Annotated in this window: 27 protein-coding genes and 2 pseudogenes; 6 read left to right on the top strand and 23 right to left on the bottom strand. The window is 62.0% G+C overall.

Annotated elements, in window-relative coordinates:
• Window positions 1–4 precede the first annotated feature (4 nt).
• From AAG612_RS11600 to AAG612_RS11680, 17 genes and pseudogenes are all read right to left on the bottom strand, one after another.
• A complete protein-coding gene (locus tag AAG612_RS11600) occupies window positions 5–1,441 on the bottom strand; it encodes a conjugal transfer protein TraH (protein ID WP_160726843.1) in 1,437 nt (478 codons plus the stop codon).
• A complete protein-coding gene (locus AAG612_RS11605; protein WP_230833605.1) occupies window positions 1,431–2,261 on the bottom strand; it encodes a conjugal transfer protein TraF in 831 nt (276 codons plus the stop codon). The genes AAG612_RS11600 and AAG612_RS11605 overlap by 11 nt, the downstream gene beginning before the upstream one ends.
• Window positions 2,258–3,991: a conjugal transfer protein TraN gene (locus AAG612_RS11610; protein ID WP_067695815.1), complete on the bottom strand. Its 1,734-nt coding sequence runs from the start codon at window positions 3,989–3,991 to the stop codon at window positions 2,258–2,260. The genes AAG612_RS11605 and AAG612_RS11610 overlap by 4 nt, the downstream gene beginning before the upstream one ends.
• Entirely contained in the window at window positions 3,988–4,740 is a 753-nt protein-coding gene (gene trbC, locus AAG612_RS11615) for a type-F conjugative transfer system pilin assembly protein TrbC (protein ID WP_050599554.1), read from the bottom strand. Before trbC ends, AAG612_RS11610 begins: the two co-directional genes overlap by 4 nt.
• On the bottom strand, window positions 4,737–5,750 hold the full coding sequence (gene traU, locus AAG612_RS11620) for a conjugal transfer pilus assembly protein TraU (RefSeq protein WP_050599555.1): 1,014 nt from the start codon (window positions 5,748–5,750) through the stop codon (window positions 4,737–4,739). Before traU ends, trbC begins: the two co-directional genes overlap by 4 nt.
• Window positions 5,747–6,385, bottom strand: coding sequence for a type-F conjugative transfer system protein TraW (traW, locus tag AAG612_RS11625; protein WP_082835680.1), 639 nt, complete (start codon window positions 6,383–6,385; stop codon window positions 5,747–5,749). Before traW ends, traU begins: the two co-directional genes overlap by 4 nt.
• Window positions 6,382–6,903 carry a S26 family signal peptidase gene (locus AAG612_RS11630; RefSeq protein ID WP_050599556.1) on the bottom strand — a complete coding sequence of 174 codons (522 nt, stop codon included), beginning with the start codon at window positions 6,901–6,903 and terminating at the stop codon, window positions 6,382–6,384. Before AAG612_RS11630 ends, traW begins: the two co-directional genes overlap by 4 nt.
• Complete coding sequence (locus AAG612_RS11635; RefSeq protein ID WP_228135197.1) at window positions 6,900–7,286, bottom strand: type-F conjugative transfer system protein TrbI; 387 nt, start codon at window positions 7,284–7,286, stop codon at window positions 6,900–6,902. The genes AAG612_RS11630 and AAG612_RS11635 overlap by 4 nt, the downstream gene beginning before the upstream one ends.
• A complete protein-coding gene (locus AAG612_RS11640; protein ID WP_050599558.1) occupies window positions 7,279–7,659 on the bottom strand; it encodes a hypothetical protein in 381 nt (126 codons plus the stop codon). The genes AAG612_RS11635 and AAG612_RS11640 overlap by 8 nt, the downstream gene beginning before the upstream one ends.
• The gene (gene traC, locus AAG612_RS11645) at window positions 7,656–10,199 is read right to left on the bottom strand and encodes a type IV secretion system protein TraC (RefSeq protein ID WP_066284723.1); all 2,544 of its coding nucleotides are present in this window, start codon (window positions 10,197–10,199) and stop codon (window positions 7,656–7,658) included. Before traC ends, AAG612_RS11640 begins: the two co-directional genes overlap by 4 nt.
• Entirely contained in the window at window positions 10,196–10,783 is a 588-nt protein-coding gene (locus tag AAG612_RS11650; protein ID WP_050599560.1) for a hypothetical protein, read from the bottom strand. The genes traC and AAG612_RS11650 overlap by 4 nt, the downstream gene beginning before the upstream one ends.
• Entirely contained in the window at window positions 10,780–11,652 is an 873-nt protein-coding gene (locus AAG612_RS11655) for a DsbC family protein (protein WP_050599561.1), read from the bottom strand. Before AAG612_RS11655 ends, AAG612_RS11650 begins: the two co-directional genes overlap by 4 nt.
• A pseudogene (locus AAG612_RS11660) lies at window positions 11,649–12,978 on the bottom strand (TraB/VirB10 family protein). The gene AAG612_RS11655 and the pseudogene AAG612_RS11660 overlap by 4 nt, the downstream one beginning before the upstream one ends.
• Window positions 12,978–13,793 (bottom strand): type-F conjugative transfer system secretin TraK, encoded by an 816-nt coding sequence (locus AAG612_RS11665; RefSeq protein WP_006834210.1) that lies wholly within the window; start codon window positions 13,791–13,793, stop codon window positions 12,978–12,980. The pseudogene AAG612_RS11660 and the gene AAG612_RS11665 overlap by 1 nt, the downstream one beginning before the upstream one ends.
• Entirely contained in the window at window positions 13,790–14,359 is a 570-nt protein-coding gene (locus tag AAG612_RS11670) for a type IV conjugative transfer system protein TraE (RefSeq protein WP_006834209.1), read from the bottom strand. The genes AAG612_RS11665 and AAG612_RS11670 overlap by 4 nt, the downstream gene beginning before the upstream one ends.
• A 12-nt stretch (window positions 14,360–14,371) precedes the next feature.
• On the bottom strand, window positions 14,372–14,659 hold the full coding sequence (gene traL, locus AAG612_RS11675; protein WP_006834208.1) for a type IV conjugative transfer system protein TraL: 288 nt from the start codon (window positions 14,657–14,659) through the stop codon (window positions 14,372–14,374).
• 31 nt (window positions 14,660–14,690) lie between these two features.
• Window positions 14,691–15,023 (bottom strand): hypothetical protein, encoded by a 333-nt coding sequence (locus AAG612_RS11680; protein WP_006834207.1) that lies wholly within the window; start codon window positions 15,021–15,023, stop codon window positions 14,691–14,693.
• Window positions 15,024–15,387: 364 nt separating this feature from the next.
• Here AAG612_RS11680 and AAG612_RS11685 point away from each other — a divergent pair, with 364 nt between their 5' ends.
• The 3 genes from AAG612_RS11685 to AAG612_RS11695 all read left to right on the top strand — a co-directional run bounded on the left by AAG612_RS11685 (window position 15,388) and on the right by AAG612_RS11695 (window position 16,686).
• The gene (locus tag AAG612_RS11685; protein WP_006834206.1) at window positions 15,388–15,879 is read left to right on the top strand and encodes a hypothetical protein; all 492 of its coding nucleotides are present in this window, start codon (window positions 15,388–15,390) and stop codon (window positions 15,877–15,879) included.
• Window positions 15,872–16,087, top strand: a complete 216-nt coding sequence (locus AAG612_RS11690) for a helix-turn-helix transcriptional regulator (protein ID WP_006834205.1) — start codon at window positions 15,872–15,874, stop codon at window positions 16,085–16,087. The genes AAG612_RS11685 and AAG612_RS11690 overlap by 8 nt, the downstream gene beginning before the upstream one ends.
• A 209-nt stretch (window positions 16,088–16,296) precedes the next feature.
• Window positions 16,297–16,686, top strand: coding sequence for a hypothetical protein (locus AAG612_RS11695; protein WP_196793211.1), 390 nt, complete (start codon window positions 16,297–16,299; stop codon window positions 16,684–16,686).
• Window positions 16,687–17,277: 591 nt separating this feature from the next.
• On the opposite strand, the gene AAG612_RS11700 is transcribed toward AAG612_RS11695, so the two are convergent.
• Complete coding sequence (locus AAG612_RS11700; RefSeq protein WP_006834202.1) at window positions 17,278–17,508, bottom strand: hypothetical protein; 231 nt, start codon at window positions 17,506–17,508, stop codon at window positions 17,278–17,280.
• Between the two features lie 85 nt (window positions 17,509–17,593).
• On the opposite strand from AAG612_RS11700, the gene AAG612_RS11705 reads away from it, so the two are divergent.
• Window positions 17,594–18,786, top strand: a protein-coding gene (locus tag AAG612_RS11705; RefSeq protein ID WP_369765956.1) for an IS3 family transposase whose coding sequence is annotated in 2 segments (ribosomal slippage) — window positions 17,594–17,843 and window positions 17,843–18,786 — 1,194 coding nt in all. Because the reading frame shifts where the segments join, the coding sequence is not laid out codon by codon here.
• Window positions 18,787–18,924: 138 nt separating this feature from the next.
• On the opposite strand, the gene AAG612_RS11710 is transcribed toward AAG612_RS11705, so the two are convergent.
• From AAG612_RS11710 to AAG612_RS11720, 3 genes are all read right to left on the bottom strand, one after another.
• Window positions 18,925–20,511, bottom strand: a complete 1,587-nt coding sequence (locus tag AAG612_RS11710) for an ABC1 kinase family protein (protein ID WP_006834199.1) — start codon at window positions 20,509–20,511, stop codon at window positions 18,925–18,927.
• Window positions 20,508–21,074, bottom strand: coding sequence for a MarR family winged helix-turn-helix transcriptional regulator (locus AAG612_RS11715; RefSeq protein ID WP_006834198.1), 567 nt, complete (start codon window positions 21,072–21,074; stop codon window positions 20,508–20,510). Before AAG612_RS11715 ends, AAG612_RS11710 begins: the two co-directional genes overlap by 4 nt.
• A gap of 330 nt (window positions 21,075–21,404) precedes the next feature.
• Window positions 21,405–21,590, bottom strand: coding sequence for a MarR family transcriptional regulator (locus AAG612_RS11720; RefSeq protein WP_228135198.1), 186 nt, complete (start codon window positions 21,588–21,590; stop codon window positions 21,405–21,407).
• A 263-nt stretch (window positions 21,591–21,853) separates the two neighbouring features.
• Between AAG612_RS11720 and AAG612_RS11725 the strand changes: the two genes are divergently transcribed.
• Window positions 21,854–22,741, top strand: a complete 888-nt coding sequence (locus tag AAG612_RS11725) for an alpha/beta fold hydrolase (RefSeq protein ID WP_006834196.1) — start codon at window positions 21,854–21,856, stop codon at window positions 22,739–22,741.
• Window positions 22,738–23,151, top strand: coding sequence for a hotdog fold thioesterase (locus AAG612_RS11730; protein WP_006834195.1), 414 nt, complete (start codon window positions 22,738–22,740; stop codon window positions 23,149–23,151). Before AAG612_RS11725 ends, AAG612_RS11730 begins: the two co-directional genes overlap by 4 nt.
• Before the next feature lie 156 nt (window positions 23,152–23,307).
• On the opposite strand, the pseudogene AAG612_RS11735 reads toward AAG612_RS11730, so the two are convergent.
• Together AAG612_RS11735 and AAG612_RS11740 are read right to left on the bottom strand one after the other, a co-directional pair.
• Window positions 23,308–23,487 (bottom strand): annotated as a pseudogene (locus tag AAG612_RS11735) (IS3 family transposase); the annotation flags it as partial.
• Window positions 23,488–23,798: 311 nt separating this feature from the next.
• Complete coding sequence (locus AAG612_RS11740) at window positions 23,799–26,531, bottom strand: TonB-dependent receptor (RefSeq protein ID WP_063506921.1); 2,733 nt, start codon at window positions 26,529–26,531, stop codon at window positions 23,799–23,801.
• Between the last annotated feature and the right edge of the window lie 36 nt (window positions 26,532–26,567).

A 26,567-nucleotide genomic window follows, 5' to 3' on the forward strand; every position in this document is an offset into this window, starting at 1 on the left:
ACCCTTATGGAACGATGGAGCGGGACTGCATCCCGCGCGACCAGTCGAGCGCGGCGGCCATCGATGGCGACATCGAGGCGGCGAGCATGTTCTCGATCATCGCGGTCTTCTCGATGATCTGCATGATCGCGGAGACCCGCGCCTGTCCGGTCGCTTGCCTCTGGGCGAGGCTTGACCGGACTTCCGCGACCTGAGCGCGCCAGATCGCGAGTTTCGCTTCATCGGCCGCAATGAAGCTCGCCATCGAGCGTCCGGCCTCGGCTGTGATGCGTTCGAGGATGGCATAGAGAAGATCGATGCTGGCGATCTCGGCCAGCGTGTCGCGGTCGTCGGTTGCCATCCCGCGTCCATAGGCCGCCTGCACGGTGAGGATCTTGTAGAGCGGCACCGATGCCACCTGGAGCAGCTCCTTCTCCTCGTCGCCGATCGCTGTGTCGCTGCGGATGGCCTCGACCATGCTGCCGATGAGCTGGGCAACGCGGGGCCGGATGGCCTTCGCGCTCGTGAGGCTCATCTGCTGGAAAGTGGGGTTGAGGCACTGGTCGGGCTCGTCACACTGGAACACCCGCACCGACTGGCCTTGCGTCCCGTCGAGCAGCGCGGTCACCAGCGTCGAGGAGGCATCGCCTGCGAAAGGCACGAACTTGCCTGGTTCGTCATCGCGGGGCGGCACGTAGATCACCGTGCCGATGAGCGTCATCGCATACTCGGCGAGGTCGCGGTCGAAGGTGCCACCAGGGTTGAAGAAGGCGCTCTGCTTGAGGACATGCCAGGTGTAATTGCGCGGTACACCGGGATTGACGTCGGCATAGTCGGCGCCGGCGCTCTCATTGGTCGAGGCGCGCTGACCCCTGGTGCCGCAACCGTGTTTGGCGGCAGCATAGTCGGTGAAGATACCTTCGGAATTGCCGATCGCTTCGCAGATCGCCTTGTCGGCGAGATCGCCCTTGGGCCAGACGCCGCCGACCAGCCCCTGCGCCATCTCGCAGGAGTTGATCGAGAGATTGTTCATGAGCTGCGCCTTCTGGCTGAACTCCTGCATGATCTTTGAGCACTCGGGGCAGACGGTATCGATCGCGAGGCTGAAGGCGAACCCCACCGCATTGTTCGCGACGGCCTTCAACAGCGCGACCATCTCGCTCGCGTTGATGAAGGAGAAGGACCCGGCGAAGATATCGATGCCGCCGCAACCTGCGCGGGCACGCGGCAGCTGGAGGTTGGCGATGCTGGTCGTCTTCTGCGGGAAGCGCGTCCAGACATTGCCGAGGCTGTAATAGCCCGCCGACTGTCCTTCGAATGCGCTCGGCCCGGTGACATTGGCCGCAGCGCCCATGTCGTCCATGAAGCGGTCCATGCTGTCGCCGACGTTTGCGGCGACGGGGGACGCGACCATGCTGGCGGCAGCTATGGTGAGCGCCGCATTGCGGATGCTAGTAATCATGTCCGGCTTCCTTCGAGGTGAGGAGGTAGATGCGGTCCTGCAGCTCGTCGGCCGAGAGCACGCCGTATCCGATCGGGATCGGGCGCCTGGCCACGCTGTCCCAAAGCACGAGCGCCGGGGTGATGCCGGGTTCGAGCCCCATGCGGGGCCGCTGGCCGCTTTCGACCTTGTAGTCGGGGAAGTGCCTGGACGGCCCGCCATCGGTCGAGATCGCCCGGACCGTGATATGCCAGCGGTCCGCCACCGAGCGCACGATCGGGCTCATCACTTCGCAGGCGCCGCAGGTCTGGGCGAAGAAGTAGAACAGTCCATAGCGTTCGGAGAGCCTGGCCATCACCGCGTCGCGGTCGGCAGCGCGCGCGTCCTGCCATTGCTTCTTGGCGAGTGCGCCGACCGGTCGTTCGAGCGTGTAGTCGAGCTCGGGATCCTGCCAAATCGCGCGTTGCCAGACATCGGAGAACAGCGAAGCCCGGTCGAGCTGGGCACGCTGGAAGCGGATATAGGCGGTGACGTTTTCCGGCGTCGGATAGAGGATCGCGCGCGCCTTGAGTTCGCGCAGTTCCCCCGTGACCGCGTCCAGCTCCTGCGTGGCGGTCACCTGGGCTGGTGGCTGCGCCATCTGCGGCTCGTCTGCCGGCACCGGCTTTACGCAATAGAACCAGTAGCCGAGCCTGCGCTGCTCGCAGTAGAGGCTGTCTGCCGAAGCAGCTGGCTTTGCCTGGCGCGCTTCCTGGGCGGCTGCCCGAACGGGGAGCAGTGCAGCGAGAATCATGGCCAGTGCTGGGAGGGCCAGCATCGGCAGTGATTGGCGGCGCGTCATTGGCCACTCCTTGCGTAATAATCTTCGATTTTCTGCTGGATGAGGATGCTGGTCTCGAGCTCGTCGGGGAGCCGTGCAGCCTCGGTGAACTCGGCATAGACTTCGCTGAAATCCATCTGGCTGAGGTCGAGCCGGGCGAACTCGTCGAGCGTGAACCCCTCGCACTGCTCTTCCTTGGGCTTGTCCCAGGGCTTGCGCAGCTGGCGGCGACCCTGTTCCTGCAGGATCCGCGAGAGCTTGCTCTCGAAGCAGCAGTAGACCTTCTTCTTGGTCAGGCAGACGCCGAGGAACTTGTCCGAACAATAGGTCCCCACGTAGGCGCACAGCCCCTGCGCATCGCGTTCGTGGAGCAGAACTTCCTCGCGGTTGCAGCCGAGCGCGACCAGCAGGCTGATGCCGGGGATGAGCGGGAAACCCTTGCCCTTGCAGCAGTTGAGCACGCCGAAGACCTTGGACGAGCAGGTGTTGCGCGTGCCGCGGAACAGCGTCAGCGTCTCGGGATCGAACTGCCCGCGGGCCTCGTCCATCGCATGGAGCGCGGTGACGGCATCCTTGAACTCGTCGTTCGCGGTGCGCTGGATCGTCTCGCAGCTGCCGTCGATGCAATAGACATCGCCGTCGCAGACATACTGGGTGGAGCTGTCGGTCCCGGGAAGCGGGCACTCGTAGATGCGCTCCCAGGTCTCGCAGGGGTCTTCGTCGGTGAGGCATTCCTCGCGAACAAAGCGACAGCTGCCCTGGCTTTCGATGTCGGAGCAATCGGTCGCCGCTTCGCGCGCGATGCAGGTGTAGCTCCTCTGCCATTCCCAGCAGGGCTTTGTGACAGAGACGCCATCGACCACGCGGGTCTGCGGATCGGTATCGGTGCAGATCTCTGCGTCCAGCGTGCAATCGCTATTGTCCGCAAAACCTGTGCACTGGCTTTCGTCCGGGGTCGTGGTAACGGTGGTAGCGTTGGCAATGCGGTAGGGCGTCTGACCTGCGACCTGTTCGTCGCAGGTCAGCTCGGTAAGCGGATCGCCCGGCTCGGTGCACCACTTGCGACCACCGGACCAACCCCACTGCAAGCAAGGACCATCGCGGTGCCCGGTCACCCGGCAAAGAGCGCCCGAAAACTCTTCGCAGTCCGGCTCACCTGATAGGTTGAAGCTGCCCAATGGGCTGCAAAGGTAATGATACTGCGGTTGCTGGCTGACCCTGACGACGAGTGGTACCGCGCATTGGCCAACCGACTGATCGATCCGTGTGCCCGTATTGCAGGTCGCGGTATATGTGCCCGCCGCGCCCGAACCGGGCGGCAGCGGAACGCAGGATCCCTGGCTGCCCGAAATTGCCATGCCGCTGGTGTAGTCGAGCGGCGTCTCGTTGATGGCGAGGCTGCGCGCGATCACGTCCTCGATCTCGTTCGGCTCGAACCGTGCGCGATTGGCCATGCTGTCGCGGATCGTCCGCATCGGCGTGCTGGTCGTAGCGGCGCTGCGGGCGCGGGTCTCGATCTGGTCGGGATCGCGCGCAAGATCCTGCAGATCGCGCGTCGCTTGCGGATCGAAATTGGGAACGCGTGCTGCGTCGGGATTGGTCGTTGCTGCCTCGCGCGCTTCGCCCAGCAGCTCGGTGGCAAAGTACTTCCCGTCAGCCCTTGCCGCATCGCGGGTCTGAGCCTGAATGGAAGCCGCGCTTGTGAGGGTGACGAGTGCCACAAGGAGATGGGCGAGGGTTTTGGCGGTCATGGCCGTTCCTCCCTGGAGAGCTGGCGCAGATGGAGGCGGGCAAGTTCGGCGCCCGGACCCTTGCCCGAGGCAAAGGTCTCGAGGACTTCGCCCACGCTAATGTTGCCGGCGATGCGGTCGTGCGGCGGCACCTCGCTGGTGCAATCGAACCCGTCGCAGGGACTGAACTCGGTGCTCAGCATAATGAAGCTCGGTGCAGCTTCGATGTTGAAGGCGCGGAACAGCCTTGGATCGATGCCGAGCGAACCGGCCGCGTCTCGGGTGCTCCAGATGGCGGCGAGCCGCTTCTTGAATGCCTCGCTGTTACCTTGCGGGAAGCCGCGCAGCACGGTGACGCCTCCCGCCCTGGTCATGTCGTGGACCAGTGCTTTCAGCGCTTCGGGCGGCATCGACAGGCTGGCAAAGGCAATGAAGCGCGGGGTTCCCCCGAGCGATGCCTTCTCTGCGGCGGCTTGCCCTGCGATCATGGCGTCGAAGTCGAGGACGGCGTCGGTCTCGGTTGCCTTGATGCTGTCCGCATAGGCTGCGCGATTGGCCTGCGCTTGCGCCTGGATAGCCTGTGCGTCCTCGGTCAGCGCCTCGGCGCGTTGGCGGACATTGGTGCTGAGCGCCTGCGCATCGTCGGCGTGTTCGGCCGCACGCTCGCGGATCGCTTCAAGGTCGATGCCTTCGGGCGCGCTCTGGGCGAGAGCGAGGCCACCGAGAGTGACGGCAAGGCCGACGGGCAAAAGGAGGAGGTGCTTGTTCATAGCGCGCAGCAGTTCCGCTTGCGCCAGACGAGGTATCCCATGTCTTCGCCGATGGCGGGAATGACCTGTCCGGCCGATTGAAAGGTGGTGGAGGCGCCGATGGGCGGGCAGGCGTAACGGCCCGAAGTCGCCGGGTTGGGGTTGGTGGCCTGGAAGCGGTATTGTTGCTTGCGCATCACCGGCATCAAATATTTGCCGCACAGGCCCTTGGACCCCATCGTCCCCCACGAGACGAGTTCGCGGTGGAGCTTGTAGGCAAAGCGCGAAAGCACGAGGCGCGAGGCCTGGACGTGGCCTATGCTGGCCGAGACATTGCCGTTCATCGGGTACATCGACCCCTGGCAGCCCGCGCACCAGAACATCTCGTCGATCGGCAGCTTCGCGGTCGAGGCGACGCAGTCGGCCGCACAGGCAGCGAGCGCCAGCGGGTTGGCGAAGAGCACGGCCTCGGGGTTGATGATCGCGGTGAGCTCGGAATCCTGCCACAGCGGATCGATCTCGGAGATGTAGAGGATGTCGATCGAGCCCGATTCCAGGCACAGAAAATCGGCGACGATCTCCATCCAGTAGATCAGCGGATAGGCATACCAGTGGACGTGCCAGCTCGAATAATACTGGCTCGCGCCGCCCACTGCTGATGGACCCGAGATCGAGCGGAAGCCGATATCGAAGCCGGGATCGAGCTTCATGCCGCCGAGGTTCACGAAGCACCACGGCTTCATGCTGACATCGGCAAGCCGCACGGGCTCCCAGAAGCCCATCGCAATTCCGGGCCTCAGACCGCACAGGCACACCGGCAGGTCGGGGTTATCGGGATCGGGCCGGCTCGAGGGCCAGATGTCCAGCCCGCCGATCGAGATCGGGAACAGGCACGACCAGCAGATGTCGGTGATCGGGTTGACAAAGCTTCCGGTGCAGCGTCCCGGACCGGCATCGGCCATCGCGGGCGTTGCAGTGGCGAGACCAAGAATGGCGGCCAGCATGAGCGCCAGCTTTCTTAAGTGCGTCATTGGGCCGTCCTCCTTTTCGGTGGCAGCGCGATTTCGCTGATCTCGAGCAGGCGGCCCTGCTGGCGCACGCGTGCGGGCACCGATCTGATCCCGAACCTCTCCGTGAGCTTGCCGCCCTGGTCGAAATAGAAGCGGCGCTGGCGGGCCTTCATCAGCTCGAGCGGCGCACCCTTCACCAGGATCAGCTTGGCATTGGCGGCCTGCTTGAGCGCCCAGGCGAGCTGGTCGGGATCGTCGCCGTCGAGGAAGAGAAGTTCGGCGCGTAGCTGCACGCTGTCGAGCGGATTGACCCTCGTGCCAGCGGCATGGATCAGCTCGCCTTTTGCCCCGCGGATATCGGCAGCGAGCGTGATCGTCGGATCAAATTGCCAGCGACGGGCTTCGCTGGCCCGGACGATTCCGGCGACGGGGTCGGGCCGGTTCACGCGCGCGATCGTGCGGCGCTTCAGGTCTTCATTGAGCCGCGCGGTCTCCCCCGAACGTTCCATCTGCGTCAGGCGCGAATGAATCTGCTCGAGGAGGTCGCGCTCGATCACGGGAAACACCGTGCCGCGCTGGCCATAGTCGCGCGCCAGCACCTCGGCAGGGCAGAGCAGGACTGCAAGTAGGGCCGCAGGGAGGATGAGCTTGCTCACAGGATCGCCCTCCCGCTGCCCAGGATCTGGCCGCGGCAGACGAAGCCGATCTCGGCGTAGCGGCTGTCGAGGCCGCGCTGATGGCTGGTCCCGGTGTAGAAGCAGCCGTCGGGGATCGGGCCTTCGGGGCCCTTGTGAAGCGCAATGCCGAGACGGGTCTCATCGAGCCGCGCGGCGATCTTGCGGCCGTTGATGAAGACCTCGTGGCCACGGTGGCTCACGACATCGCCCGGCACGCCCAACACCCGCTTGCCGAAGAGCTGCGCGCCTTCTCCGAAATGCGCTTCGACGAGTCTGCTCGCCGGCGGCTCGAAGAAGATCAGGCTGCCGCGCTCGATCCGCGCATGCTTGTCGAGCCAGAAGGCCCAGTTGGGCAGGCTCGGGCTGGCATTGATGAGGAAGGCATGGTCTTTCGCGAAGGCGTCGACCGCGCCCCATCCAAGTGGCAGCAGCACCAGACCGGTCAGGACGAGCGGTCGTTTGAGCGTGCGGACAAAACGAGAGGCAAAGCGCGTCACTGGCCGCCTCCCTGCCCAAGCTGGCGAGCGATCCGCACGCGCAGTTCATCGGTAGCATCGGGGGCATCGCCCGCGAGCACTGCTTCGCCGACCAGCACCACGCGGCCATCGGCCCCCATTTCCGCAACAGCGCGCTCGGACGCCTGAAGGAAGGCGAGCACGCGCGCCTGGCTGGCTTCGGGATCCTGCTCTGCGCGCGCTTCGGCATCGACGAATGCGGCGATGGTCTCGGCAAGCCGGACGGTGACGATCTGCTGGCGCGGCTCGGACAGTTCGCGGCTGACCCAGGCTGCCCAGAGTAATGCGACCACGAGCGCGAGCACGCCGAGAATTCTCAGCAACAGCGGGCGATTGAAGGATGGTAGTCTGCGCGTCTCAGTCACGTTTAGCCTCCCGGGCCGGATGGTTGTCGAGATCGGCCGCAAGCCGCCTCAGGAAGCGGGGCATGCGAAACAGCGTCACAGCGCCAGCGAGGGCGAGGAAGCAGCCCTTGAGGTCCTGGCTGAACAGGCTGCGGCGCAGCCCGTCGGCTTCGAGATATCGGTCCGACAGATTGGCGAGCTGGGTGAAGAGGCCGCCAAGGTCCCAGCCCGCAACGAACAGGAACAGCGCGAGCGGCAATCCCAGCACGATCAGCAGTGAAGTCGCGGCAAAGCGCGCGGTCTCGATGAGGACGAAACAGCTCCCTTGCAGGAACGGCAGCAGGCTGCGGAGATTGGCCGGAGGGGTCCGGTCGACGAGATGCGAGACCATCATTGTCCGCCTCCCGCCACGATCCGGATGGCATCGGCGAGGCTGTGCCCGCGCCGCTCGCAGTCCTGGATCGCCGCATAGGTGTCGGGATCGGAGGAGTAGATCGTCGCCGAGAAGGGATCGAGCACGAGCCGACCGACCGCCTCGGTCTCGGGGCCTTTGATGAAGACCTCGCTGTACTCGGTCCCCGAACGCTTGAGGCTGCGGATCAGCGTCTCGGTGCGGTCGTCCATGTCGAGCCGCGCGTTCGCCCTGAAATCGGCGATCGTCTCGGCCTTCTGCTGAAGTACCAGCATCCAGTCGCTATTCTCGAGCGCGGCGCGCGCGCCGTCGGACTTGTAATAATCATTGAGGGACTGGGTCGCGGTGGCGAGCGCGCCGCCGTACTTGCGGGCAGTGCGGGCATAGGTTTCGACGAACTCGCCCATCGACCCGCCCTTGAGCATGGCCCAGGCCTCGTCGATCAGCAGCAGCTTCTTGGTTGCTCGCGACGAGCGGGTCATCGCCTGGCTGGTCATGAACATGATCGCCGAAAGGACGACGCTGCGCAGTTCCTCGCGGCTTGCGAGATCGCTCATCTCGAAGACGGTAAAATCATCGTCGAGCGCGAAGCTCGCCTTGCCTGCAAAGAACCCGCCGTAGCTGCCGCCGCGGCAGAAGGGCGCGATCGCGGTGGCGAGATCGCGGCCCGCCTCGCTTTCCGATCCATGGAGCGCATGCGCGACATCGTCGACCGATGCGCCGCTGCCGAGTGCCTCCCAGGTCGCGGTCACGGCCCGATCGATGAGCCCGCGCTCGGTATCGCTCGGCGCGGTGCCGGGACGCGCCATCTGGCCAATGATTGCCTTGATCATGGCGAAGCAGTCGAGGCGGTAGTCCTCGTCTTCGTGTGCGCGGGCATCGTCGACCATCGAGAAGGGGTTCAGGGAAAAGCCCGAGGCGAGCGTGAACTCAACGAAGCGTCCGCCCTGCAGTTTGACCGAATGCTCGAAGCTGCGGCCGTCGTCGATCACCACGACCTTGGCACCGGCGCCGCGCAGGGCGGCGCAGAGTTCCTGCAGCAGCACCGACTTGCCCGAACCCGACTTGCCGCAGATCGCGATATTGTGGTTGCCGGCACCGTTCTCGAATGGCGACCACCAGAAGGGCTGGCCGCGGCGGCCAACGAGCAGGAGGTGCGGGATTACGCCGCCGAGATATTCGCCCTGCATCGGCGCGATATGTGCCGCTGTCGTCGAGAGCATGGTCTTGAGACGCTTCAACCGCGCCATGTCGTCGGCGAGGCCATCGGCGAGGCACAGGGGAAAGGCAGCGACGAGGCCTTGGAGCTGGAGGAAGCGCTCGTCGGCAAGGTCCCAGCCCGCCGCCTTGTAGATCGCCTTGATGATGCGTTCATGCGCGTCGCCCTGGCCGAGCGGCGAGATGCTGGTGAGCCCGTAGAACAGCTTCACGAGCTTCTTGCCAGCCTGGAGTTCGGCCTGGACGTGGCGCCACTCGGCCGACTGTTCGGCAAGCTTGGGCAAGAAACGCGCGCTCTTGGTCTGGCTGAGACTGGTCGTGCGCATGAACTTGAAGCCCGCGCGCGCCGAAGCAGCTTCCTGGTCGGGGTAGACCAGGCACAGCATGGTTGCCGTCGGACAGGGGAAACGCAGCTTGTCGGTGAACATGTCGCCGATGAGCCGCGCGCATTCCCAAGGTGCCCAGCGCTCAGGGGTAGAGCGCACGGCATAGTGCCGCACATCGAAATGGTCGGGATAGCATTCGCCGACTTCAGGATTGCCCTCCTCGTCGCGGCCCGTCTCGCGAAAGCGCTCGGTCCTGAGGATCAGGCGATCGTCGCCGACCTCGAGCTCGATGTCGCGGCGGATCGCTTGGGACTGAAGCGTATCGTGCGGGTTCCACGCATGGATATCGGTCTCGTGCGCGGTAGTCGGCGAGGTGAGCTCGTCGATCAGCGCCAAGAGGCCGCCCGGACGCAGCTCCTGCGCGTGCAGTCCGAGCGAGTGGAGCATGCCCATCAGCCCTTCGCGGCATTCCGAAAGTTCCGCGTCGGTCACGCTTCCGGGCACCGGCACGCCGAGCGAGACGATCAGCCGGACGTTGCGAGCATGGAACGGCGCATGCGCCGAGCCCGAGCTCCAGACGAGATCGTAAAGGCGCCTGGTGCGCGCTCTGGCGATGGCCTCGTAGATCCCGCCCTGCTCGTAGCGCGGAGCGAACCAGGGGCCGACCACGCTGCCGATCCGCGGAGATGCGAAGTTCAGGACCTGGAGGCAGGCGCCCTGCGGCAGGCCTTCGGAGAAGAACTGACCGAGGATCTCGCCGGTCCGTTCGTCGGCCCCGATCAGCGGGGTGACTTCGAGCACGAAGCCTTTGGAGCGGGCGTTGCGGTAGAGCTTCGCCCCCTCGTCATAGACCCGGTAGGGCAGCCAGTCCGAGAGCATATCGAGCCCGAAATGCGCCCGCGGCTTTTCGGGCCGAGCCGTGTCGGCAAACAGGCCCCGCGAGAGTGCGTCGCGCGCGGCAGCAAGGGATAGCGTCACTGGCTCTCTCCTTCGGTCATGTCAGGTTGGGGGACCGGCTCGCGGGGAGGGGAAAACGAGCCAGGTCCCCCGGGTTCCGGCGCGTCAGCGCCGGGCATCGCCGGAACGGGCTGCGAGGGGATGAACAGCTGTTCCGGCAATGTGTCTGCCTCTTGGATTTTTGGCGGTTGGAAATCGGTTGCGGGGTTGCTCTCGCGCGTCGCGGCAATAGTCGATGCCAGCGAGCGCAGGACTTCGCGGCGGCCCTGCGGCGTGCGCCAGCCTGTCCCTGCCTGTTCGGGCAGCGTCAGGTGAACGACGCGCGCCTCATGGTCGCGGCCCGCCGCGTCACGGTAGCCTGTCAGCACGACCAGCAGGCGACGAACCGCTTCGCCGGTCGGGGTCACCGTCCGATGCGCGTCAACCGTGTCAGCCTTTTCAATGCCGGTCGCCCCGGCATCGATCGCGGAAGTCGGCGCGCAGGTCCCTTCCGGAGCCCGGCAGGCAAAGCTGCCTTTGACGTTGCCGCCGAGGCTGGCGCAGCCACTGGCCAGGAGGAGCGGCGCAGCGAGCACCATGGCGCGAAGGATTGGAAGCCGGCTCATTGCGCCACTCCCTTGCCTTCGGCGACGAAGCGGCGGATCGCCGCGGCATCGCGGTAGCCATGAAGCACCGCCCCATCGCGGGCGCGCACGATGACCGGAGTTCCGGCAAACCCGTTGGCCTTCGCGAAGGCTTCGTTGGCATCGAGTGCCTTGGCCTCCTTGCAGGTCTTATCAGTCGCCAGAGCCTGGCCGGAATAGGCCGCATGGAGTGCCTTTGCCGGATCCTTAGCGCACAGCACCGCCTCGGAAATCTTGCGGCTTGCCGCGCCGAAGATCGAGATCGGTCGCTCTTCGACATGAACCTTGGCCTTGGCGAGTTCGGCGGTCAGGCGCTGGCAATACCCGCACTGGAAATCCGAGAAGACGACCAGGCGTTCGCCCTTGAGGTTGCCCCAGTGGATCGCGCCGGCAGCCGGAAGCGACGAGAGGTCGACATGGTTGGCGGCCGCCTGGACAGGCGTTTCGTCGCGTCCCGCCGGCGCGTCACTGGCTACGCGCGCCGCACCGGCCGCGAGCAGATCGGGATTGAGTTCGAGCAGGCGGGCGGCAGTGACGTCGCGCCGTTCTTCCATGTCGTAGAGACGGCCTACGAACAGGTAGCGGGCGGTCTCGTCGATGTAGAACAGCGTGTCACCCGAGACGACTTCGCACCAGGGCCCGAGCGTGTCGCAGCTGATCGCATCGATCGGGGTCTTGGGCAGCCGCAGTTTCAGCGCCTGCGCGACATCGCTCGCCATGCCCGCGGCGCTCGCAGGCATCGCAGTGACGGCAGAGACGCCGAGCGTCAGCACGGCGGCGGCGCTCGAGAGGGCAAGGGCAAGGTGGGCGGCGCGCGCCTTCAGGCTTGGCGGCGAGTCATTGTAGTTCATTTGGAGGGGCTCCTGACGTGGACGCCGTCGAGAAAGACGATCTCGACCTCGATGCCGGTCGGCATCTCGACGACGGGTTGGTATTGTTCGGCGCGTTCGATGAGGTATCGGCTGACGGTATCGGCTGACGGTGTCGGCGGCTTCGCCGGCACCCTGGCCAAAGCCACCGGCGAGGATGTCGGTCGGCGACAGCGCCTCGCGCTGACCGTTGGCGCCGACCTGGCCGGTAAAAATGCCGTTGGCGTTGGCGGAAAATCCGCGGCCGAAGCCGCCCACAATCCCGGCGAGCAGCGCCTGGCTGACAAGGCTGCCTTCGCGGCTGACCACGCGGCCGCGCACGCCCGACTTTCCGGCGAAGGAGATGAACCCCTTGACCTCGCTCACCGCGAAGCGCCCACCGGGTTGCGCGCAGGTCATGCGCACCAGCTTGACGTAGACCTTCTCCGCCGAGAGATCGCCGCGCGCCGCGCCATTGACGAGGCAGCCGGTGATATCGGTGGTGAGCAGTTTGTTGCCGCGCATCACCGAGCGGGCCGGACCGGTGATCCGGAGCACCACGGGAAGCGGATCGCTCTGGCTGGCAACGCCGGTCGAGGCATCGACACCCACGATGACCGTTGCCGGTGCGTAGCTGTTGGGCGGAAGGTAATCGCGGCTCGCTTCGAGCAACAAGGCTGGCGCAGTCTCTGCCGCACGCGGCTTGCCGTCCTTGCCCGTCTCCGCGCTGAAGCTCATCAGGCTGAGCTGTCCGCCTTGCGTTTCCGGCGCTCCTTGCGGTGGCTGGACAGCTCCGCCGGTGCCGACGCCGGGTCCATAGGCAGGTGGCGGTGGCAGTGGCGGCGCGGCGGCAGGTGCCTTCGCAGCTTCGCTCAGCTGTGATCGCAGATTGGCATTCTCGGCCGAGATCGCGTCGATCGCCGCCTGGCCGTCGGAGCGCATCTGCGCGTTCTCGCTGCGCAGGGCTTCGAGCTCCTGTTCGATCTCGGGGCGCGGCAGCTGGGCCTGCTGGAGATCCTTGATCGCGCGGCCCTGTGCATCGAGCCGGTTACCGTAGCTCGCGACGAACTCGCGCTGCGAGAGGTTACGATTGACGAGGCCGCCGGTGTCGATTGTCGCCGCACCATTGGCATCGGTGCCAGCCTCGTCGCCGTCGCCGCCGAAAATGAACATGCCGCCGCCGATGAGCGCGATGGCCCCGATCCCGGCGAGCAGCATCTTCTGGCGCTGTGCGATCTGCGAATTGAGGTTGCGCCGTCCGCTTTCTCGCGCTTCCGGCGAGCCCGGCAGAGGCCTCTTTCCGGCGTCCTTCTGTGGTGCCTCGGCCATCAGTCGAGTCCTCCCTTGGCAAAGACTAGGAAGGCACTGGTCGCTTCACCGGGAGCGAGTGCATCGCGGCCATAGGCAAAAGCGAGCGCGCCTGCGGCACCTTCGCGCTCGGAGCCAAGCGCAAGGCTTTCCTGGCCGAGGTTGCGCACGAGGAAGCGCTGTCCGGTAAGTTCATCGCCCTGGTATTCGGCGACCAGCTGGACCTCGATCCCGCCGGTACGGCGCGGAGCCGACAGTTCGGCGCGGGCAGTGAATCCGGGCAGGACGGCATCGCTCGCCATCGCCTCGATCAGGCGGATCGCGGCGTCCTCGGGACCGGTCTCGGTCTCCCATTCGGTGGCCGCGGCTTTAGCGAGCGCGGGATTGGTGATGAAGAGCTGGGTCGCTTCCTCGCCGCCGAGACGGCAGGCGAACTTGTAGACGTAGCCCGCCTTGCTGGTCGCAAAGAAGCTGACCCGGGCAGCGGCAAATTGCGGGGGCACGGAGATATAGATGTCTCCGCGCACTGGCTCGTGCGTCACCTGGAAATCATTGTAGGGAAAACCGCTCGCGATCTTCGAGACATTGGCAAAGCCGTCATCGATAAGCGCGATCCGGGTGAGTTCGCCGCGAGCGAGCTCGCAGTCGATGGTCGCGTTGTCGGCCGCTTCGACGAATTGGTCGGCATACGCCGGGACCGGCGCGAGCGCGAAGGCAAGCACGGCGAGGCCGGTCAGCTTGAGCCCGGGATCGGGGCGCCTTGTCGCGCCGATCGCGAAACAGGCAAGGCCGGTTCCGGCAAGCGCAGCAGCGAGGGGAGATGGGAGAAGGCTCATTGGCCGGGTTCCTCCTTGTCGGTGGGAAGTTGCTCAAAGCCGGCGAGCGCAAGGCTGAGGCCACGCTTCGACCAGCGGAAACGGAAGGAGCGGCGCTGGCTCGCGATCACCTGCGTGCCGACAAAGGTCTTGAGCGTGCCGGTGACGGTCGAGGTCAGGGCCTTGGGGTCGACGTGCATTTCCGCGATCACGAAGGCCTGGCTGATGTCCGAGCCGCGCTGTTCCTCGACGATTTGGACGAGCTCGGCCTTGAGGCGGCCGTGCGCGGCGGGATCGGCGAGCTTCAGGATGTTCGTCATCCAGTAATCGAGGCTTTCGGGCGCCCGGTTGAGGAGCATCAGTGCCGTGTCGCGGGTGACAAGTTCGAGATAGGGCGCGTCGATCCCGCCGCTCGAGACGGTGATCCGCTCTGAGGTGATCGGCACCAACACAACCTGCTCGTCGCGGGTGACCGCGGCGCCGAGGCTGACCAGCGTGGTCAGGCCCAGGACACCTGCCAGCACGGCAAAGCGGTTGCGTTGCCGCAGGTAGGTCTGCGCCTGTTCGTGCGCGAATTCTGCTCGCATGGTTCGCCTCCCTCAGCCCGCCAACAGGCGGCAGTGGGAGGGCGGCGTGGCCTTCAACCCGAGAAAGCTCCCGGGTAGGTACCAGTACGCAGCATGCACCAGTGCCGAACCGGCGCCGCGTGCCTTTGCCTTCCGCAAGGCAAGCCAGGCCCCGGCGGCCAGGCCGATACCGATGAAGATATGCTGCGAGAGAATGCCCCAGGCGAAGGGAATAAGGATCCCTGCAAACTCGTCGATGGTCCAGAAGCCGATGAGCTCCGGGTCGTCGAGCCGCCGTGGAACGAGGTACCTGTCGGCCATGCCGCCCTCCTGTCGTGACCGGATCCGCTGATCAGATGACCGCGGTCACGACCGAGGTGACGATCGGAACGCCGGTGCCGACACCGATGCCGACGCCGACCGGCACCGCGACCTGGCCGAGCGAGAAACGCCCGGAGGCGAGACCGATCAGGCCGCCCGCAAGGCTGAGCACAGTGATGATCTTGCCGCCCGAACCTTCGAGGAAGTCGGTGAACTTGGTCAACGCGGGATCGAAGGTGGTATCGGCCCCGGCAAAGGCGGCACCGGCGCAGGCCAGCGCCACGCAGGCGGGAAGAATGTAGTCGCGGCCGCGAGCCCCGTTGGGCGAGCGCTGCTGGACCGGAAGGGCAGTCTTGGTGGTCATGGATGGAAACTCCGAGGATTGAACATCAGCCAGCGATGCGTTCGCTGTATGTTCTTTCCTCTCCCCGGAGCCGGGCTGTAGGAAATCGGGAATTGGATTTTGGGGCTTTCGACCAAGCAAAAAGCGACATCGGGAGGTGCGATGCACGGGATTCGCGCAGGCTGATCGCGCAACAGCGCTGACTGTGCCGGCATCTGAGCGAAGAGAGCCGCGATATGCGCGCAGGCGACCGAAATTCGCGCGAATCGTCGGAGGAAGCTGATCGTTCCTTCCTCTATGTTCTCTAAATGTTCTTTTTGTTTTCCTACAGGCTTCCTTCGCGGTTAGCCGGAGAGTCGATCACTCTGGAGATAAGGATTCGTCGATGACCAACATGGCGCTCTTTGCCGAACAACAGGTTCGCGCCGACCTCGCCCGGCTGCTTTTGGCCGCCGTCGAAGCCAGCGGCCGTGCCCGCTGCGACATCGCTCGCGACGCGCAGATCCATAAGGATGCCCTGCGCCGTGTTCTTGCGGGCGAACGCTCGGCCAGCCTCGGCGAAGCCTTGCGCATTCTTGCCGCGAGCGGCGTCGCGCCGCACGCACACCTGCTCCTGTTCCTCGTCAGCGGCGGCGATCACGCGATTGCGTGGCTGCAATCGGACCTCGCGCAATTCTTCGAGGACTTTTCCGGCGAACTGCCTTCAGCGCTCGAGCGTGTCTTGGGCAACCAGGTTCACGATGTGAAGCCGCGCTGGGCCAAGGGGACCGCGCACCGCGTCGCCCGCTTGCTCTCCGACCACATCGACGAGCTCGAACGCAAGGATGCGCTGCTTGGCGATGTCTTTGCCGGTGCCGAGGGAGGCCATCGTGGGTGAAGAGATAGACAAAGGAGCGACCGAAACCCGGCGGGTGACGCGGCTCATTCGCCTGCCCGAAGTTCAGCATCGCGTCGGGCTTGGCCGTTCGACAATCTATCGCTGGATGGCCGAGGGCAAGTTTCCGAAGCCCGTGCAGCTGGGTGGATATGCGGTCGCATGGGCAGAAGACGAAGTGGAGGCCTGGATTTCGGACCGCCTGAAGTGACCGCTTATTGGTCTGGAGCTGACTGGTTGGAGGCGGACGTGCCATCGACAGGGGCAGTCAAAGGCATCCTTTGCGCGGTCGCCGGATCGAAGCAGTCGGCCCGATACCCTCGAGTATTGGGAGCGCTCGTCGCTGCAAGAACCGAGCTGATTTCGGAAGCCACCGGCGCCTATTAAGGAACATACAATATTGAGTAGGTCGAGCCGATCATGACAAAGTGCATCGAACAAGATTTCCCGTGTCAAAATCAAGAGTACGATGCGTTCGATCAAATAGCGCTCTTAGAACTAAGCCAGCCAATTTCTGCCCATGAGTTGGTGAACGAGAGCGCATTTTGTGCGGAACTGCCGGTCGACGACGAACTTCGTATTGGGAACATAACGTACAAGCTCTATCTTAAATTCCTCCGTGGTCAGACAGGCCTCTATCACCTGTGGGTAGACTATGACGCCTGCGACGACCATGGCAATTACACGATGTTATGCGTGTATGTCGGGAAAGGGTTTGCTGAGCTTCGCGTTGATAGCCACGTCAAAAAAATGGCCGAAGAATGCCCAGCTATACGTGACATTCACCAGCATGGAGAATCGTCTCTCTAAGTACTACGAGCAATTGTTTCTCGATGTGTACGATTTCGAATTAAACAACATTGAGAATTCTGGCGCAGAACATCTGTTTGCGGTTTGGGATGAGGAACGCCATCACTTGGAAACGCACTTGAATGAGGTTTCCAATCTGAGCAAAATTCAAAGTTTCGACGACTGGTAAGAAGTCGTAATCCGACCGGCCTCAGGTCGAACGAACTCCAGTCTACAGCCCACGCCGTTACCGGTCTGGACGTCTGGTGTTTTGGCGCAGAGCGGCGGCTATATTACACCCCAAAAGCGACCGCCGAGCACGAATATGGCCGCATGATTCTTCAAGAGATCGCACACCTGCGTGGAGCAATGAGAGCTTCCGGATCAGATCGGCTTAATGCCTTCGAATTGGACATCGGCAGCGTGTCCCCGCCAGATGGGCCTTTCAACGTTTTCCGCCAACGCAAAGCCAAAAGATGCGAAATTCCCCAAGTGACTGAGAGCTTCGCATTGCTTAGCGATGGCCTCTACGTTGCTCGGGATCTGAGCCACCTTTTCTGGATATCGCGCTGCTCGTACGATTACCCACTCGGGTCCATTGTCTCCGACAAATCAGATGTTCGGATCGACGTTGGGATTTGAGTGAGTGGACATGATCTCGAAACCCTTCCTTTGGAGCCATTGCTTGACAACTTGAACTGCAAAATCAAGTAGTTCCCAGTCGGTAACCTCAATGAGTTCATCTGAGGCCAGGGAAAACGGATCGACCGATTGCGCGTTTCTAAGGTCGATCAAGCCCCAACCGCCCAACTGCGGTTTCCAGCCTGTCAGCGTCCTTCCCATCGGCCAGAGGTGACCTTCCCCCCGAAAAGTGGTCCGTTTTGAGAGTTAGGATTTCGGCTATTTACGGCTTGAAAGGGGCTGATGAATGGCACGGAAGAGATACACGCCGGAACAGATTATCGGGATACTGCGTGAGGCCGAAGTTCGGCTCTCGCACGGAGAGAAGATCGGGGAGATCAGCCGATCGCTGGGGATTTCGGAGCAGAGTTACTATCGCTGGCGACGCGAGTACGGTGGGCTGAAGGTCAGCCAGGCTCGGCGATTGAAGGATCTCAAGAAGGAGAACCAGCGGCTCAGGAAGGCGGTGTCTGATCTTACGCTCGATGCGCTGATCCTGAAGGAGGTTGTCGAGGGAAAGTACTGAGCCCTTCACGGCGTCGGCTGGCCATCGACCATGTGCAGGAGGCATTGGATATCTGCCAGCGCCGTGCCTGCCGGGTCGTTGCCCAGCACCGCTCGACCCAGCGCAAGCTGCCCGCACCACCAGCCGACGAGAAGCCGCTGACAGCTGCAATCATCCGGCTGGCCCAGCAATATGGTCGCTACGGCTATCGCCGGATCACGGCGCTGCTGCGCAATGAAAGTTGGTTGGTGAACGCCAAGCGGGTCGAGCGGATCTGGCGCCGTGAAGGGCTCAAGGTTCCGCAGAGACAGCCAAAGCGCGGGCGTCTGTGGTTCAACGATGGATCATGCGTGAGGCTGCGTCCGCAATATAGTGGCCATGTGTGGAGCTACGACTTCGTCATGGATCGCACCCATGACGGCAAGGCCTTCCGCATGCTTACCGTGATCGACGAGTACAGCCGCCAGTGCCTGGCGATCCATGTCCAGCGCAAGCTCAAGAGCGATGATGTCCTGGCCGTGCTGACCGAGCTGTTCCAACGCCATGGTCCGCCTGATCACATCCGTAGCGATAATGGCGCTGAGTTCACTTCTCATGCCGTGCGCGACTGGCTCTGGCGGATTGGTGTGAAGACCCTCTACATCGAACCCGGATCACCATGGGAGAATGGCTACAACGAATCCTTCAACGGCAAGCTCAGGGATGAGCTTCTCAACGGGGAGATCTTCTACACTCTGAAGGAGGCAATCATCCTGATCGAGCGCTGGCGTATCCACTACAACACCGTCCGGCCACACTCTTCGCTGGGCTACCAGCCGCCGGCCCCACAAACGATCTTGCCTCGTCCTGCCATGCTGCCTTACGCTGCGCTCCAGGCCGCCCAGCAGGGCGACCCCAACCGCCGGAACTCTAACTTAACCGGTGGACCACCCTGATGGGGCAGGTCAGCAGCATGGTGGCGGCAGGCACCGCTTCGGCAGGTTTCTGTTCGGTCATTTCCACTCTTCTCCCTTGATGTAGCCAATATCGGTGCCGGGCGGCCGTGGTCTAAGCGTTCATTGTGTGTGGTCTTATCAGTTCCATCTAGGAATGAGTGCTATTCCCGCGAAAGCCAGAACAATTCCTGCCAGTAACAACGATTGGTCGGCCAGCAATGCGGCAGAGATGATCAACGCTGCCACCACCGGACCCTTGACGGGGGTGCTGCGGTCCTCTTCCCGCGTCAGATGGTTCAGACTGGCTGGGTCGATGGATACCTGAATCGTACCTGATCGAGCGACCGAGGCAACGTTATCGATTAGCTCGGGCAGCGATGCCGAGAAATCAAGCAGGCCACTGCGGACCTTGGCCAAATGATCCCGCGCGGCTCCGATCGAAAATCGCTCGGCAAACAATTGCATCACGATCGGCTTCGTTTCTTCGGCGATATTGTAGTCCGGCGCCAAAGAGCGAACGAAGCCCTCTGCGGTCAGCAGGGTGCGCAGCAAAATAGCGAGGTCGGGCGGCAATACGAGGCGATAATCGCGCAACAATCCGAAAACCCGATCGAAAATTGCCGCGAATTCTATCCCGGCAAGAGCTGTGCCGCTAAATTCCGCGATCAGCTCATCCAGGTCCATCACCAATTGCGCGCGATCCACGAGTGGATTGCCTGCCCAGTCGAGCAGCAGATCGGCCACCTTGTCTATCTGTCCGTTCGCGATAGCGAAAATCAGTCGGACGATTTCCTGACGCCGCGCGCCGCTGAGAAAGCCGACCGAGCCGAAATCGATGAAGCCTACCTGGTTCCCTTCCATCCAGAAGACGTTGCCGGGATGCGGGTCGCCATGAAACTCTCCATTGAGAAGGATCATCCGTAGCACTGCATCGGCATAGCGCTTCGCGAACTGGGCATTCCCTGCCGGATCAGTTGCCGGGTGCCGCGACGCGGGCTTTCCGCCCAGGGCTTCCTGCACATTGATCGTCAAGCCTGTGAGTTCCCAGTGGATCGCGGGCGTCTTCACCCCAAGCATCTCCAGATAACCGCCAATCCTTTCACAGGCACGTGCTTCTGCCGCCAGGTCCATCTCCCGCGCTAAATTCTTGGCGAATGTCTGAAGGAATTCCACGGGTCGATAGCGAGCAATGTCGCTTGACCGACGCTCGGCGAGGCCCGCGAGCCGTGTCAACAGCCTCATGTCCGCCTCGATCCTGGACGCCATGCCGGGTCGGCGGATTTTCACGATAGTCTCGCTTCCGTCCAGCAGGGTTGCGACATAAGTCTGCGCGATAGAGGCTGAGGCGATCGGGTTTCTCTCGAAAGCGGCGAATTCACGTTCCCAGTCGCTGCCCCAAGCCGATACAATCACCGGTTCGATCTTATCGAACGGCAGCGGTTCCACCTGGTCGTGGAGAGTGCCGAACGCGGAAATCCAGGGTTGTGTAAACAGATCGCTTCTGGTCGCCAGGAGCTGGCCAAGCTTTATTCCGACAGGGCCGACATCGCGCAACAGCGCCACCACCGATGCAGGACGCAAGTCCTCGGTATCTGGCTCATTCTCCGAAACCGGCATAAAGCCAAGCAAGCTTCCGAGATTTTTCAGACCGTGCCGGGCGAAAATCTGACCGAGTTCTGCTAGCCGCGTCAGTTCACCGACACTGTTTTCCAGATCATGCTTCATCGGCTTTCTTCGCAAGTGTCAGCCTGCTTCTGATTCTCCGCAACTTTTCGAAGCATCGTACGCAGGAGGTCGATTTGAGGCGCAGACATTCCCTTCCAGAGAATTTCGTGGAGTCGATCAGCCGCTTCGCGCAGTTCCGGCCAGATGGTTCTTACTTGCTCGGTGAGGTGGAGGTTCCAAACCCTTCGATCGTGCGCCGCCCGCTCTCGCTCGATCAAACCTTTTTCAACCAAAACTGCGACAGCCTGTCCTATCGTCGCCGATTCAAGCTCGAGCAGGCGAGAAATCTCGGTCTGTGTTAGCGTAGGTTCTCGCAACAAGGACGCGATGATCCGCCATTGTGTTTGATTGAGGTCGAGCCCCACGATCAGAGCGTCGAAGGTCCGCCGAGCGGTCCTGTTCACCTCTTCTAGCAAATAAAGGATGTCATCCTTTTCGTTGGGGGCGTAATCACGTATCTCATCTTTCGGCATATGCTTATCCATAGCGCTATCTTGGAAGGCTCGCGCATGCCTGGCGTGTTCAAGCTCAGCGTCAACCATATTCGCTAGCAGTGCCGCCATGCAAACACTCGCTGATTTCACGCTACAGCAGAAACTGAATCCGATGGTCGCTCAAGCTGATAAGGAACCGAACTGCGCTGGGTGAGTGCGGGGGCTCCGGCCACCTCGCCTGCCACGACTGCCGGGATGTTATGATCGCATGCGCTCGGCGTCCCTCATCTGAGCATCAGACCCCCTGAAGGGCAAACGCGGGCGTGAACGCGGGGCATGGGCTCGATTTCGAGTGATTATGGCTCGCTGCCCAGATTGTCATGCATCCTAGCCAGCGATCCGCGTAAGCGCTCCAGTTCCCCAAAACGGATCCCCCCGAGCAAGCGAGCATACATTGCATCAGCTTCTACTCGCATCTTGGGAAGTAGCTCGATTGCGGCAGGGCGTAAATGAACCCGCCAAACGCGCCTGTCGTTCTTCGCGCCTGCGTCTTTCCACCAGCTCAAGTTCTTCCAGGCGATCAATAGTCTGGCCGATGCTAGCGCGCTCTAGCTTCAGTTCCCGAGCCAGCTCTGTCTGGGTCATGCCTGGGCTCCGAAAGATAAGCCAATATACTCCATTGCGTCCGCGTGAGCCCGAATTGTTCAACCGAAGAATCGGCGGTCCTGCGCAAACGCCGGGTCACTTCCTCCATAAGAAAGAACAGCCGATCGGTATCGGTGAGGGAACTTGCCCCCCTTTGTATCCGCGTCATAGCCCGTCATGGCAGCCATCTAGGGCAACCTACCATAGCGGATCAGGAAATAAAGCCGTTTACTGTAAATCGATTTACAATATGAGGTTGCGGTATGCAGTCGCAAACTTTCCATATCGGGGGAAATGGTGGCATCTCCATAGCAGCCGAAGCGACCGGAAATGCCGATGCTTTACCGGTCTTGCTCGCGCATGGGGGCGGCCAGACCCGTCACGCATGGAAACGTGTCACAGCCGATCTCGCCAATGCGGGATTTCGTCCGATCGCAATTGATATGCGCGGTCATGGCGACAGCGAATGGTCTGCCGAGGGCGCTTACGAAACGCGCGACTTCGCTTCAGATCTCGTTGCGATCGCTTCAAAAATGGACCGCAAGCCAGCGCTCGTCGGGGCCTCCCTTGGCGGGTTGGCCGGACTGATCGCCGAAGGACACCTTGCGCCGGGCCGCTTCGCGTCGCTCACTCTCGTCGACATCGCGCCGCGTATGGAGACGGGGGGCGTTATGCGCGTAGTCGGCTTTATGGAGGAGCACGTGGAGACCGGTTTCTCTTCACCGGACGAAGCGGCAGAGGTCATCGCGCGCTACATGCCACATCGCCGCAAGCGCGGAGCCGGCAAGGGCTTACGGCGCTATCTGCGAGAGAAGGAAGACGGCCGCTACTACTGGCATTGGGATCCGGCCTTTATCCGCAACATCACACTAGCCAAGCGAAGCGATCCGGCTCATCAGGAACGCCAGTTTGATGCGCTGAACGATGCAGCCAGCAGGCTTTCGCTGCCATTGCATATTATTCGCGGCGGATCGAGCGATCTGGTTTCCGAAGACGCGGTCGCGCAATTGCTCGAACTTGTTCCACACGCTGAATACACCGACATCGCAGAGGCAACACATATGGTGGTTGGCGATGCCAACGATGCCTTTTCGGCAGCGATACTCGATTTTCTCAAGCGTAATCACAGTCCGCAGGGAGCCGTTACATGACCGATAATCTGACAAGGATCGATCCTAAGCGCCTCGAAGAGATCCTGCAGATTGCCCCGTTTCACCGGTGGCTTGGCCTCACTTTACGGTCATGCTCGAACGAGCAGCTTGAACTGGAGATGCCTTGGCGCGACGAGATCGTGTCAAACCCGGCAATCGGTTCAGCGCATGGCGGCGTGCTCGCCTCTCTGATCGATTTAACCGGGCTCTACACCTTATTGTCGCAAGGTACAGGGGCCAAGGCGACCGCCGATCTGAGGGTCGACTACCACCGCCCGGCAACCTCGGGACCACTCGTAGCATCGGGCAAAATAATCAAGATCGGTAAAAATATCTCGGTCGCTGAAACACGTGTATACGGTCCTACTGGCAACCTTTTGGCTAGCGGCCGCGGTGCCTACGTATGCTAACAGCGTTATCCTAATGGAACTAACTGCAGGGCGAAAATTAGCAGGTCTGTTCCTCGAAGACCTGCAAAATAGTCCCACGACTTTCAGAGCGAATTGCGTCGCGATAGCCGCCTTCCAATGAGTGACGTGACCCCCTGATCTTCCCCCCAGCCGGGATTAGAGCCGAGCTGCGTTGATGCGTATGAGCGCGGTTGAAGCAATGGGCTGCGCAGCGGAGCCCGTAGGGCGTGGCGAAGCAGGCCATTGCTTATCTAGTTCGGCGGCGAACGCCGCCGGTGTCGCGTAGCCAAGGGATGAGGGCGGTCTCTCTCGGTTGTAGTCTTCCACCTGACCTGCCCCATCAGGGTGGTCCACCGGTTAAGTTAGAGTTCCGGCGGTTGGGGTCGCCCTGCTGGGCGGCCTGGAGCGCAGCGTAAGGCAGCATGGCAGGACGAGGCAAGATTGTTTGTGGGGCCGGCGGCTGGTAGCCCAGCGAAGAGGGATTCATGCAGCGAACACCGCTGCCGGCCTCTCCCTATCACATCATCGACGATATTGAGCACACGGAACTTTTGTTCGGACGCCACCTAGTCGTGAGCAAATAAAAGTTCGAAAAAGAGGGCTCGACACAGCGAAGCGCCGAACCCTCTTGCAATTAGCGAGTAAGTTTAAAACTTGCCGCGCACGGTGATGCCGTAAGTCCGCGGTTCCGCAAGAAAAGCGGAGAACGTTTGTTGCGGAGCCACGAAAGGCGTGTTGAAGGCCACCTGCGTATACCCAACGTCAAACAAATTATTGACCCATCCCTCGATCGCGAAGCGATCCGCAATATTGGTCAGACCCACACGCCCGTTCACTACGACGAAGCTGTCCTGTTCCTTGCTGAAGAGCAGGTCGGAGCCGGTGTTGTAATCACCAGCCATACGAGCGTTCACGAAGACCAGGCCTTCGAGCCCACTGTCGCCGATTGGCGGCGTCCACGTAAGCGACGATGTTGCCACGATCTCTGGTGCATTCGACAGGTTGTCGCCTGGCAGCAAGCGTAGTGCGGGGTCGAGCGGTGCCCCGGTATCGTCCCCGATAAGATTGTCTTCAAAGCTCGTATCAGAATAGGTGACGCCAAGGGTAATATCCAAATCACGAGCGGGCCGTAGATAGGTTTCGATCTCGACACCTTGAGCGATCACACCTGGTGCAACTTCATCGGAAGAGCATGCACCGGTTGTCGCGCTTGCGTCTCTGTCGGCCCCGCCGAGATCGCTATCGCAACTATTGACCGTCTGCACAATGTAGAACGCCCCATTGAACGTGTTCAACTGGAAGTTACTGAACTCTTGCCGGAAGCCTGCAATGCTAACCCCGAACTCGCGTGTCGAGTATTTGAGGCCGATCTCATATGCATCGACTGTTTCTTCATCGAACTGCAGCGCGGCTGCCGAGATATTGGCCGGATCGAACGCAAGCGGATTTGACAGTGCAGACCTGTCGAGGTTGAAACCGCCCGCCTTGTAGCCGCGTGAATACGAACCGTAGACTAGCAGATCGGGAGTTGGCTTCCAGCTCAGGATAGCCGTGCCGGTAAACTCCTCTTCTTCGCGCGAGTCTTCGAGAGAAACTCCATCGAGCTCCGATGTCGAATTGCCTTGGCAGGAAAGGCTGATGATACCACCGGCCAGAGGTGCCAAAGTCGGAACACCCAGAAAGCCTCCGAGCAGATTGCGGTTTGTCGGACAAACCGTGTTGTCGTTGCGGAAAGTTGCGTCGAAGTCCTTGGTTTCGTTTGTATAACGAAGCCCCAGCGTCAAATCGAGCGTATCCGTGATCGCAAAGATATTATGCGTGAAGAACGCGAAGTTCTCACTCGTCTGATTGTAGACCTCGCTGACCGTTCCCAAATCGCTGATGCTTGCAAGGTTGTTGATACCTGCGAGGATCGCCGGGGTTGCAGCGCCGAATGCCGGGCTTCCGGTCAGCGTACCGTCCAATGCCGCCACGTTGGCACCCAGGCAATTGGAAGCCCCCGGATTGACCAAAGCCGGGTTGATCGCGATAGCGATGCGGCACGCTACGAAATTGCCGTACTGGGTGCCGAACCGCAGATTGTCACGCACCTGCAGTTCTTCATTGGCGTAATACGCGCCGATCAACCAATCGAGTTTGCCATCGAAGGCCTCACCGGTAAGGCGCAGTTCCTGAGTGAATGTTTCAAAGTCTCGAGCAAGAGCATTCTCGGTCGGAGCGCGGTAGAGAATATCGACAGTAGTGTAATCGGTGTCAGATCCCTGGCTGTTGGCATATTCACGGTAGCCCGTGATAGACGTCAACGTGACGTTCCCGAAATCCCAATTGATCTCAGCCGAAATACCGTAGTCTTCGGTTTCGCCTTCATAGCTTCTGCCCGGCGTAGGGTACAGGTCGCGGTTGAATGTATCCTGGGTGAGGGCACGCGGATCCTGCCCAAGCGCAAGCAACACGGGAACGATCGGATTTGCGGTACTCGTCAGGGCGGCCCCATCCGATGGCCTCGTAAAGGGATCAAATCCAGCGCTGATCCGTGCAAGCGGAGCAAACTCGGGCTGGACGAACGTCGCGGCACAGCACGCTTCGTCCTTTTTGGAATAATCCCCGACAAGGCGAATGGACAGGTCGTCATTGGGTTCGAACAGGAGCTGACCGCGGACCAGATAACGATCGCGATTGTTGATCGTCCCGCCGTTGGTAATATCGTTGTAGAAGCCGTCGCGCTCAAAATACACGCCGTCCACACGCGCAGCTACGGTGTCGCCAAGCGGAGCGTTTATGCCACCTTCGACGCGGATCGCATCATAGTTGCCATAAGTGAAGGCCCCGTATGCGCTGAAATCGAACTCGGGCGGTGCGGTGTAGATATTGATCAGGCCTGCCGATGAGTTCCGCCCGCCCAGAGTACCTTGGGGACCGCGAAGGATTTCGACCCTGTCGATAGGGCCGAGCTCACTCAGGGCGCTTCCCGAACGAGAGCGATAGACTCCATCGACAAAAACCGCGACCGAACTTTCCAGACCAGGGTTGTCGCCGACCGTGCCGATACCGCGAATACGCGCGGAACCGTTAGCTTCGTTGCCGGTGGAAGACACCAGCAGGGACGGTGCAACCTGGTTCAGCTCACGTATGTCGCTGGCGCCCGAATTCTGGAGGGTTTCTCCGGAAACAGCTGACACGGCGACTGGAACATCCGCCAAGACCTGCGATCGCCCTTGCGCGGTAACAATGATTACGTTTTGGTCTTCGACATCGGCCCCTTCAACCAGATCCGCATCGGGTTCGCCAACATCCTGGGCGAAGGCGGCTGTCGGTGTGAAGGCAAGTGCCGCTGCCAATGCACCAAGGGCGCAATGGTGGCGTGATGGAAATCTTTTCATGTGCCTCTCCTCTAAGAATGTGCCCCATCCTAGGCA

The organism is Citromicrobium bathyomarinum (assembly GCF_038594605.1).
GTDB lineage: Bacteria > Pseudomonadota > Alphaproteobacteria > Sphingomonadales > Sphingomonadaceae > Alteriqipengyuania > Alteriqipengyuania bathyomarina_B.

Coding starts and splice junctions, on each gene's coding strand:
- AAG612_RS11600 (WP_160726843.1), bottom strand. CDS start 1,441: ATGATTACTAGCATCCGCAATGCGGCGCTCACCATAGCTGCCGCCAGC.
- AAG612_RS11605 (WP_230833605.1), bottom strand. CDS start 2,261: ATGACGCGCCGCCAATCACTGCCGATGCTGGCCCTCCCAGCACTGGCC.
- AAG612_RS11610 (WP_067695815.1), bottom strand. CDS start 3,991: ATGACCGCCAAAACCCTCGCCCATCTCCTTGTGGCACTCGTCACCCTC.
- trbC (WP_050599554.1), bottom strand. CDS start 4,740: ATGAACAAGCACCTCCTCCTTTTGCCCGTCGGCCTTGCCGTCACTCTC.
- traU (WP_050599555.1), bottom strand. CDS start 5,750: ATGACGCACTTAAGAAAGCTGGCGCTCATGCTGGCCGCCATTCTTGGT.
- AAG612_RS11640 (WP_050599558.1), bottom strand. CDS start 7,659: ATGATGGTCTCGCATCTCGTCGACCGGACCCCTCCGGCCAATCTCCGC.
- AAG612_RS11650 (WP_050599560.1), bottom strand. CDS start 10,783: ATGAGCCGGCTTCCAATCCTTCGCGCCATGGTGCTCGCTGCGCCGCTC.
- AAG612_RS11655 (WP_050599561.1), bottom strand. CDS start 11,652: ATGAACTACAATGACTCGCCGCCAAGCCTGAAGGCGCGCGCCGCCCAC.
- AAG612_RS11665 (WP_006834210.1), bottom strand. CDS start 13,793: ATGAGCCTTCTCCCATCTCCCCTCGCTGCTGCGCTTGCCGGAACCGGC.
- AAG612_RS11670 (WP_006834209.1), bottom strand. CDS start 14,359: ATGCGAGCAGAATTCGCGCACGAACAGGCGCAGACCTACCTGCGGCAA.
- traL (WP_006834208.1), bottom strand. CDS start 14,659: ATGGCCGACAGGTACCTCGTTCCACGGCGGCTCGACGACCCGGAGCTC.
- AAG612_RS11680 (WP_006834207.1), bottom strand. CDS start 15,023: ATGACCACCAAGACTGCCCTTCCGGTCCAGCAGCGCTCGCCCAACGGG.
- AAG612_RS11685 (WP_006834206.1), top strand. CDS start 15,388: ATGACCAACATGGCGCTCTTTGCCGAACAACAGGTTCGCGCCGACCTC.
- AAG612_RS11695 (WP_196793211.1), top strand. CDS start 16,297: ATGACAAAGTGCATCGAACAAGATTTCCCGTGTCAAAATCAAGAGTAC.
- AAG612_RS11700 (WP_006834202.1), bottom strand. CDS start 17,508: ATGGGAAGGACGCTGACAGGCTGGAAACCGCAGTTGGGCGGTTGGGGC.
- AAG612_RS11710 (WP_006834199.1), bottom strand. CDS start 20,511: ATGAAGCATGATCTGGAAAACAGTGTCGGTGAACTGACGCGGCTAGCA.
- AAG612_RS11715 (WP_006834198.1), bottom strand. CDS start 21,074: ATGGCGGCACTGCTAGCGAATATGGTTGACGCTGAGCTTGAACACGCC.
- AAG612_RS11720 (WP_228135198.1), bottom strand. CDS start 21,590: ATGACCCAGACAGAGCTGGCTCGGGAACTGAAGCTAGAGCGCGCTAGC.
- AAG612_RS11725 (WP_006834196.1), top strand. CDS start 21,854: ATGCAGTCGCAAACTTTCCATATCGGGGGAAATGGTGGCATCTCCATA.
- AAG612_RS11730 (WP_006834195.1), top strand. CDS start 22,738: ATGACCGATAATCTGACAAGGATCGATCCTAAGCGCCTCGAAGAGATC.
- AAG612_RS11740 (WP_063506921.1), bottom strand. CDS start 26,531: ATGAAAAGATTTCCATCACGCCACCATTGCGCCCTTGGTGCATTGGCA.